Source organism: Oscillibacter sp. UBA6647 (genome assembly GCA_002455655.1).
Classification (GTDB): Bacteria; Bacillota; Clostridia; order Oscillospirales; family Oscillospiraceae; genus Oscillibacter.
In genome coordinates, this window is the sequence record DKLF01000154.1 from 1 (window position 1) to 8,573 (window position 8,573).

At 58.9% G+C, this 8,573-nt stretch carries 10 protein-coding genes; all 10 read right to left on the reverse strand.

Features of this window, described 5'->3' with window-relative positions; genetic code table 11:
- Positions 1–2,220: replication restart helicase PriA (gene priA, locus B2W96_RS11245; RefSeq protein WP_293010448.1), on the reverse strand; the 2,220-nt coding region annotated here is incomplete at its 3' end.
- A 24-nt stretch (positions 2,221–2,244) separates the two neighbouring features.
- The gene (gene rpoZ / locus B2W96_RS11250; RefSeq protein ID WP_293010450.1) at positions 2,245–2,490 is read right to left on the reverse strand and encodes a DNA-directed RNA polymerase subunit omega; all 246 of its coding nucleotides are present in this window, start codon (positions 2,488–2,490) and stop codon (positions 2,245–2,247) included.
- 57 nt (positions 2,491–2,547) lie between these two features.
- On the reverse strand, positions 2,548–3,144 hold the full coding sequence (gmk, locus tag B2W96_RS11255) for a guanylate kinase (protein WP_293010452.1): 597 nt from the start codon (positions 3,142–3,144) through the stop codon (positions 2,548–2,550).
- Position 3,145: 1 nt separating this feature from the next.
- Entirely contained in the window at positions 3,146–3,403 is a 258-nt protein-coding gene (locus tag B2W96_RS11260) for a DUF370 domain-containing protein (RefSeq protein ID WP_293010454.1), read from the reverse strand.
- Between the two features lie 4 nt (positions 3,404–3,407).
- Entirely contained in the window at positions 3,408–4,286 is an 879-nt protein-coding gene (locus B2W96_RS11265) for a YicC/YloC family endoribonuclease (protein ID WP_293010456.1), read from the reverse strand.
- 30 nt (positions 4,287–4,316) lie between these two features.
- Positions 4,317–4,973: a J domain-containing protein gene (locus B2W96_RS11270; RefSeq protein ID WP_293010458.1), complete on the reverse strand. Its 657-nt coding sequence runs from the start codon at positions 4,971–4,973 to the stop codon at positions 4,317–4,319.
- The gene (locus tag B2W96_RS11275; protein ID WP_293010460.1) at positions 4,970–5,869 is read right to left on the reverse strand and encodes a DUF5685 family protein; all 900 of its coding nucleotides are present in this window, start codon (positions 5,867–5,869) and stop codon (positions 4,970–4,972) included. Before B2W96_RS11275 ends, B2W96_RS11270 begins: the two co-directional genes overlap by 4 nt.
- An 11-nt stretch (positions 5,870–5,880) precedes the next feature.
- Positions 5,881–6,288: a SoxR reducing system RseC family protein gene (locus B2W96_RS11280; protein ID WP_293010462.1), complete on the reverse strand. Its 408-nt coding sequence runs from the start codon at positions 6,286–6,288 to the stop codon at positions 5,881–5,883.
- A 32-nt stretch (positions 6,289–6,320) separates the two neighbouring features.
- Positions 6,321–7,604: a CdaR family protein gene (locus B2W96_RS11285; protein ID WP_293010464.1), complete on the reverse strand. Its 1,284-nt coding sequence runs from the start codon at positions 7,602–7,604 to the stop codon at positions 6,321–6,323.
- A complete protein-coding gene (gene cdaA / locus B2W96_RS11290; protein ID WP_293010466.1) occupies positions 7,591–8,475 on the reverse strand; it encodes a diadenylate cyclase CdaA in 885 nt (294 codons plus the stop codon). The genes B2W96_RS11285 and cdaA overlap by 14 nt, the downstream gene beginning before the upstream one ends.
- Between the last annotated feature and the right edge of the window lie 98 nt (positions 8,476–8,573).

Consider the following 8,573-nt stretch of genomic DNA (forward strand, 5'->3'; position numbering starts at 1 on the left):
CATCGCCGCGCGGAACACCGCGCCTTCGTCTCCGCCGGAGACGGTGAGGGTAAAGAGGTCCGCAAAGGGCGGATAGCGTCGGATACGCCGCAAAGCAATTTCACTGTCGTAAAACCGCTCGTAATCCTGCAACGCGGCACTCTGAATGACTTCGTTGCCGGGGGTGTAGGTTTGAATAACCGCCCGGCCGCTCTTTCCACCCCGGCCAGCCCGGCCTACCACCTGCGTCAGCAGGCTGAACGTCCGTTCGGCGGCGCGGTAATTGTCCAAATACAAAGACGCGTCGGCGCTGAGTACGCCCACCAGCGTCACATTTTCAAAATCAAGACCCTTGGCTACCATCTGGGTTCCCAGAAGAATGGGAATCCGCTCCCGCTCAAAGCGGCTCAGAAGTGTTTCATGATCCCCGCCGGCGGTGTCCGCGTCCATCCGCAGCACGCCCACGCCGGGAAATAAATCCCGCAGTTCCTCTTCCACCCGCTGGGTCCCCGTTCCGATGTGCTTCATAATACCGCCGCACTCAGGGCAAACGTCGCTGGCGGGGCGGGAATGTCCGCAGTAGTGGCACATCAGCCGCCCGTTGGCGGAGTGATAGGTCATGGTAACGCTGCACCTTGGACAGGAAGGAACACTGCCGCATTCGCCGCACACCAGCATCCGGCTGTTGCCACGACGGTTTAAAAAAAGAATGCTCTGCTCTCCCCGCTCCAGATTTTCCTGAAGCTCCTGCCGCAGAGGCCCGCTGAGCGCGCCGGAATTTCCGGCCTTGATCTCCTGCCGCAGGTCCACCACCTGAACGGCGGGCAGGCTCTGTTCGTTGTACCGCCTGCGCAGCAGTTCATGGTGATACTGTCCCTGCTTGGCGCTCCATTCGGTTTCCACCGCCGGGGTGGCGGATCCCAGCACCAGCGCGGCGCCGCTTTGAGCACAGCGGAATTTTGCCACGTCTCGGGTATGATATCGGGGCGCGTTTTCCGATGCATAGCTCCCCTCCTGCTCCTCGTCCATGATGACAAGGCCCAGATCAACCAATGGCGCGAATACCGCCGACCGAGTGCCCAGCACCAGCCGGGCTTCTCCCCTGCGGATGCGCTTCCACTGGTCATACCGCTCCGTCATCCGCAGGGAGCTGTGGAGCATGGCAACCGACCCTCCGAAGTAGGAAGAAAACTTCTCCATCATTTGGGGCGTCAGCACAATTTCCGGAACTAGCACCAGCACGGACCTGCCCTGCTTAAGAACTTCCTGCGCCAAACGGATGTAAATTTGCGTCTTTCCGCTGCCGGTAACGCCTTGTAAAAGCGCCGCCTCGGCTTTTCCGGATTGCGTCAGAGCCAAAATCCGCCCAAAAGCGGATTGCTGCTCGTCGTTCAGGACAATGGGCGGCCCCGGCTCGACCTCTTTCGGCTCCGGAATCCGAAGCCGTTCTTCCTCCGAAAACGCCACAATACCGGACTTCTCCAATCCCTTCAGGGTCTGGACGGAAGCTCCGGTAAAATAACAGATGTCCCGCACCGAAGCCCGGCCGGTGGCGCTCAGCAGCAATACCACCTCGTAGCGCATCGGCGCGGATTTTTTTCTGGGTTCCACCAGAGCCAAAGCTTCTGCTCCGTCCATGGTCAGCTCCGCCATTCGGCGCTGCTTGTCGCTTACGCGCCGGGTGGAGGTGACGCTGGAAGACAGCACGCCCTTTTTGCACAAAGCCCGCAGCGTGGGCTCCGCGTCTTCGCCACAGACGGCCTTTAGCTGGGTCAGCTCGGCGCTGCCCCCGGCGGCAAAGACCGCGTCCAGCACCGGCCCGGCGTGTTTCATTTTTCCGGCGAGGTCCTCAGCGGCGGCGCGATCAAGACCCTCCGTCAGTGTAAAAACCTCGCGCAGGCGATACCAAAGTCCTGCGGGTAAAATGGTTTTCACCGCTTCGTACATGGTGCAGAAATACCGCTGGCGCATCCACAGCGCCAGAGATACACCCCAGCCATCCAGCACCGGTTCGTCATCCAGCACGGATGCAAGCGGCTTCACGCCGGCGCGCTTCGGGCCGGTTTCCCGGGCCAGAATCACACCCTCGCAGCTTCGGTTTCCCCTGCCGAAGGGTACGGACACCCGCACCCCCGGCCTCGCCTTTTCCAGCATCGGCTGGGGAATCAGATAGTCGTAGGGCCGATCGATGGAAAACGTGGCCGCGCTGACGGCTACCTTTGCAATCTCTGAGCGCTCCATCCTCGTCCCTCCCCGTCCGCAAAATTATTCCTGCGGCGTCCTCTTCTGGTCGGCATCGCCCTCTGCGATGGTCAGGTTCATGCCCCGGGAATCCAGCTTGCCGTCCGCCACCTCACGAATGGCCAGAGTCACAGGCTTTTCGCACAGCGACTCGCCGGAGCTTTCCGCAGCCTCGGAAATTTGACGGGCCCTCCGGGCCACCACGTTCACCAGCATATAGCGGTTGGGGATGTAGCTGTTAAGCTGGGTCATTGCAGGATAAAGCATCATAGTAAATTTCTTCCTATCTGCCTTTCGGCTTAAAATAATTTTCTGATGGGCGGTGGCTCATCTTCCGCTGATAATCTCCATGCGATCGCTGGGCTTGCAGTGCTCCGCCGTCATAATGGCGTCCAGCTCCGCCACCGCGGTTTCCACGGTGTCGTTGATGACAAAGTAATCATAGGTATGAGCCGTTTGAAATTCCACCTTGGCACGCAGCAGACGCTTCTGCACCTTTTCCGGGGAGTCGGTTCCCCGCTCCGTCAGCCGCCGCTCCAGCTCCGCCCAAGAGGGCGGGGCGATGAAAATACGGGGTGTTCCCGGACGCTTGTCGCACACCTGTAACGCACCCTGAATCTCAATGTCAAGAATTACGTCTTGCCCGTCCTCCATGGCCTCGTCCACGTATTTCTTCGGCGTGCCGTAGAAGTTGCCCACATACTCGGCATACTCCAAGAACTCCTCGTTGGCGATTCTCTCCCGGAACGCGTCCACGTCCATATACCGGTAGTGCACACCGTCCACCTCGCCGGGACGCGGCTCCCGGGTGGTGGCAGAGATGGAAAAGTACAGATTGGAGCGCTTTTTCAAAAGCGCCTTTAAAACTGTGCTCTTTCCCACCCCGGAGGGTCCTGAAATAATGAAAGTCTTTCCCTTTTGCATCCTATTCTTCCTCTTCCTTCGGGATTTCAGTCCCCAGCCGCCCCGCCAGCTTTTCCACCGGCAGCGCGGAGAGGACCACATGGTCGCTGTCCATGACAAAAATCGAGGCGGTCTTTCGCCCGTAGGTCGCGTCGATCAGCATTCCCCGCTCCCGGGACTCCTGAATCAGGCGCTTCACCGGCGCGGAATCCGGACTGACCACCGCCACCAGACGGTCTGCGGATATCAGGCTTCCAAAGCCGATATTGATCAGCTTCACGGCCTTACTCCACGTTCTGGACCTGCTCGCGGATTTTTTCCACCTCCGCCTTCAGGTCCACCGCCACCTGCGCGATGGAAACATCGCAGCATTTTGAACCGATGGTGTTGGACTCCCGATTCACCTCCTGAATCAGAAAGTCCATCTTTCGTCCCATGGGTTCGTCGGAGCGCAGCATTTCCCGAAGCTGGGACAGGTGGCTGCGCAGGCGGACCGTTTCCTCGTCCACGGCCACCTTGTCGCTGTAAATCGCGGCCTCCGTCAAAATCCGCTGGGGGTCGATGGAGGCGCTTTGCAAAACCTCCTCCATCCGGGCAGTCAGCTTCCGGCGATACTCCGCCACCGTCTCAGGAGAGCGCTCCTCCACCCGCTTGGTCAAAGCCTCGATTGCGTCCAGACGGCCGCCGATATCGGTGGCCAGCTTTTCGCCCTCCAACGCCCGCATGGTATTGTACGCGGACAGCGCTTCATCCAGCACCAAGCAAATATCCGCGCCCAGCGCGTCCAGATCTTCCTCCGCCTTGGTCACATTCAGCACGTCGGGAAACCGGGCCAGCGTCTCGGGATAGATTTTTGCCTCTGTGCCGCAGAGTTCCGAAAGCTCTCTCAGCGCGGCGGCATAGCTTTCCGCAAGACTGCGGTCCACCGTCACCTTGGCAGTGTCCGCCCCCGTGGAATCAATGCTGAAAAGGAGATCCACTTTCCCTCTTGAAACGGCCTGCTGCACGTGCTTGCGCACCGCATCTTCCGCAAAAACATAGGCTCTTGGCAGCTTCACCGTGCAGTCCAGATACCGGTTGTTGACGGACCGAACCTCCACGGTGATATCCCGATTTTCAAGTGTTTTTCTCGCCCGGCCATAGCCGGTCATACTCTTAATCACTTCTGTTTCCTCCCTATCAAAAGCCGCGCTTTACAGGCAGCGGAACCCAAGGCCGCAGCCGTTGCACAAAAGATACGTGCAGCAAAGCTGTTGGCAAAGTCCGCCGCTTCCGCACTGCTCCATTCCAAACCCGCCCCGCGGGCTGTAAGCCGACGTTCCGGCGTTGTCCATAAATTCCAACGCCTGCCGGTATTCCCTGTTGCCCGGATCCATCCGGGCGGCGGTTTCGTAGTATCTCCGCGCCTCATCCAGCCAGCCCCGGCGGTAGCACACCGCGCCCCGGAGAAAGTTCCACTCCGCATTGTGGTCCGAATAGTTGGCAAGCAGGGCTTCCGCCCGACTCAAATCTCCGGAGTTGACAGCCATACGCACCTGCTGCAAAACAGAGCTTTGTGACGACTGCTGGGCAGACCCGCCCGCACCATAGCCGTAACCGTATCCGCCGGAATAGCCGCCGTAGCCGGAGCTGGGGCGGCTTGTGCTGCTGCTTCGTCCACTGCCCCGCCGCTTACTCACTTCCTCATAGGCGGCGTTGATCTCCTTCATCTTCTCCTGCGCAAGATCCGCCAGAGGATTGTCGTGGTAGTTGTCGGGATGGTACTTCCGCGCCAGCTCCAAATATGCTTTTTTCACTTCCGCATCCGACGCGGATTCGGGAACGCCGAGTACCTGATAGGGATCGTTCATGTGGTTTCCTCAACTTTTCTGTCTTTCTTACGCGTCGGCTTACCTGCCCGGTAGGTACCTGAAAGCACTGCCTTTCCCACCTGAAACAGACCCGTGTAAACAGTCTGCTCCAAAATGGGGGTCCAGCACCCAAAATCCCACAGCTCATAGGCCGTGGCCAGAAGCCGGACGGAGTGGTCCAGCGTCTTTGTGAAGGCATCCCGGCTCTCCGGCGTCCACGCGCCGTCATTTAGGCCGTAGCGGTAGATCAGCGGGTTGTAGTTTCCAGAAAGAGCGTCTTCCTTTAAATCGTCCGCCGCATCCGTCAGGTAGACCCAGCGGCCCAGATGGTATAAAAGCTGATGGAGAATGCGGCGCAGCGGCCCGTCCTCTGCCTCGTCGGCGGCGGCGGCCAAAATTTGGGCAAAGGCGTCTGCCGGAGCGTCCAGCGAAGGGGCCTTCTCCCGCTCCAGCTCCGCAAGCCGACCGAGCTGCGCCCGCGTCACCCGGTCAAATTCCGGACGGGCGGCGGCAGCCTTTCGATAGCCGCCCCGCAGGGCAAGAGCCGCCGCGCGGTATTTAAGCCCTTTCCAAAACCCGTGGTCCACCACGCCGTCCCTCGCCTGCCAATAGGCCAGAATCACGCTCTCATCCGCCGCCAAATCCAGCGCCGGGTGCGCGCCACAGCACGTCCTCTTTTTCAGGGGGCTTGCCACGCACCGTTCACAGCGGGTTTCCGGCTCTTCTCCGCCTGAGAGCAGGATGGCCAGAAACGTGAAGTCGTAGTTCAGAATGAACCGGGCGGGAAGCCCGCACCGACGGCGCAGAGTGTGGCACAGTCCGCAGTAGGCCCTGCGGAACCGCTCCTGCTCCTCAGCGGGAAGCAGATCCAGCGGGGGCCTGACGTAACCAAACATCGTGCCCCGGCTTAAAACAGCCTGACGATGGTAAACTCCATGCCGCCCTGCCGCCGCAGGCGGCGGTCATAGAGCGCCGCCGGAATCATACCCAGCACAAAGGCGACGACCGCCGTGGTATACCGCGCCGCCGCTGTGGCAAAAAATCCCCCCAGCGCATATCCAAGGAAAAACAGCACCACTGGAACCATATAGACCAGCAGGAGAATGCCAAGGATATTTTTGGTGCTGCTCTCCACCACCACCTTCTGCCCAGGCCGTGCCCCAATGGAGTTTTTAGCTCTGGCATAGACCGACGCGCCGGAAACGCCGCAGCCGGCGCACTCTTCGCAGTCGTGTCCGCAGGCGGACTGCCGCGCCACGGAAATTTCCGCGTGGCTTTCGTCTAACAGCTTTTCAATTGTTGCAATTTGTGTCATTTGATCGCTCCTAAATCCGCTGATTGTTTACGTTAAGGGACTGTGGGATCAGGAGTCTCCTCCTGTCCGGTGTCTTCGGAAATGGTGATCTTCACCTGATATTCACCCACCACGCCCACGTCCGCGCCATTGCCCACGATGACTTTTGCGGGGACTGTATAGCTCCCGCCTGCGGCGAGAATATCTGTCAAATCCGCCGTCACCGTAATATCCTCCGCCTTGACAGACGCCACATCCGCTGCGGTTCCCCGCAGGGACACCGGCAGCTCCGTGGTCAGAACGGTTACAGTTTTCCCTTCCGGTACGTTTTCACACGTAAAATTCACGGCATTAAAGTCGGCAGAGACCATGTCCTTGAATCGGACGGTCATGGTTGCCCGGGCAGTTCCGCTGAGATTTTCACAACCCGCAGGGACGTTGATGGTATACCGATAGGTGGAGGGTCCCACAAATTCCGCCAGTTCAAAATCGTCCAGCGTGATATACTCCACGTCCTTCAAAAGCTCTGCCGCACCTGAAACCGTAATGCTGGCGGGGGTGATGGAATAGTCCAAATTCTGTACTCTGGCCCCGGCTGTCTCAATGAAGTTTACCCGAAGGGGCAGCTCCTTCTCCACGTTTACGGGCAGCGTCACCTGAATCTGATCGGAGGTTGCGCGCAGGTTGGAGGTGTCCTCAATCAGCTCTCCGGCCTCGTTGTAAAGCTCATAGTCCAGCGCTTTGGAGACGGTTTCTGTGGCGTTGTCCACCGCAAGCGTCACCTTGGCATAGGCCACTGCGTCCACCTCGGTGCGCGGCCCGCGCAGCTCCAGCGTCTCGGGCTCCAGACGGAGTTCTCCGGCAATATACCCCTCGGCCACGGTGCCTGTCAGTGTACAGCGGATATCTACATTTCGCCGATAAAGCTCGCCGATTTCCACATGGGCGGCATAGGAGGCGTTGGAATAGGAGACGGCATCTCTTGGAATATTGCTGGGATAGCGAACCGTATAACCCACGTTATGGGCCCCGGTTTCCGTAATATCGGACAAGTTTGCCTGAATGCGGATTTTATCAGGGTCCAGTTTGGCCAGAATCAGCCGCCGCGCCTTAATGGTCAGCGTCATAGTCTGGTCGCTTTCCGGCAAAAGCATCAGCCCCCGGTCGGCCAAAATGGTATCCGACCCAACATATTCGATGGGGATATCGCTGATGGTTTTCTCCTTCTCGGGGTTGTTGATGCTGTCCACGTACAGCCAGATGGCGCAGGAGCACAAAATGGAGAGGACGACATACAAAACCTTGCTTTTGTTCCAGCGCTGTTTATTCTTCTCCATTGCGGCTGCCTCCTTCCCTGCGGACACGCAGCAGCCCGAAAAGGCCCGGCTTCCGGTCCGACGGCTCTTTCTCCTGAGGCAGCAGTTCGTTGCGCAGGAGGTTTTCCAGCGTTTCCGGCATCAGATGCCGCTTCAGCATCCCGCCCACGGCTACGGAAATAGACCCCGTCTCCTCGGAGACAATCACCACCACTGCGTCGGAGTTTTCGCTCATGCCGATACCGGCCCGGTGACGCATCCCCAAGTCCCGTGAGAGATTCACGTTTTTGCTCAGGGGCAGCATACACCCCGCACCCAAAACCCGGCCCTTGCGAACAATAACCGCGCCGTCGTGCATGGGCGCCTTCACGAAAAAGATATTTTTCAAAAGCTCACCGGATACATCCGCGTTCAGCACCGTACCACTGCGGACCATGTCGTCCAGCAGAATCTCCCGCTCGAAGACAATCAGCGCGCCGGTGCGGGATTTGGACATCTCGGTGCAGGCCAGAACAGTCTGTCCGATCATACGCTCCAGCGTGCTCTCCGTCTCTCCTCTGGTGAAGAAAAAGGCCAGCCGACGGCTGCCCATCTGCTCCAGCACACGGCGAAGCTCCGGCTGAAACAGGATGATGAGGGCCAGAACGCCCCACTCCACCATCCGGCCCATGATGTAACTGATGCCGTTGAGGTGAAAGATGGAGGACAGCCACAGCACCGCCAGAAAAATCAAAACGCCCTTTAAAAGGTTTGCCACCCGCGAGGTCTTGACAAAATTCAGCAGCTTGTACAAGACAATGGCCATCAGCAGAATGTCCAGAATGTCCGTGATTTCAATTGTCAGCAGATACCGGGCAATCATGCCCGGCAGAAGCGAAAATTTTGCGCTCATCGCTGTATCAGCTTCCTTCCCGGGTCAGGGCGGGATTCCGCCCACGGAGAAAGCCGTGGGATTCGGAGTACGCCCAAATTACAAGAACGTTTATATTA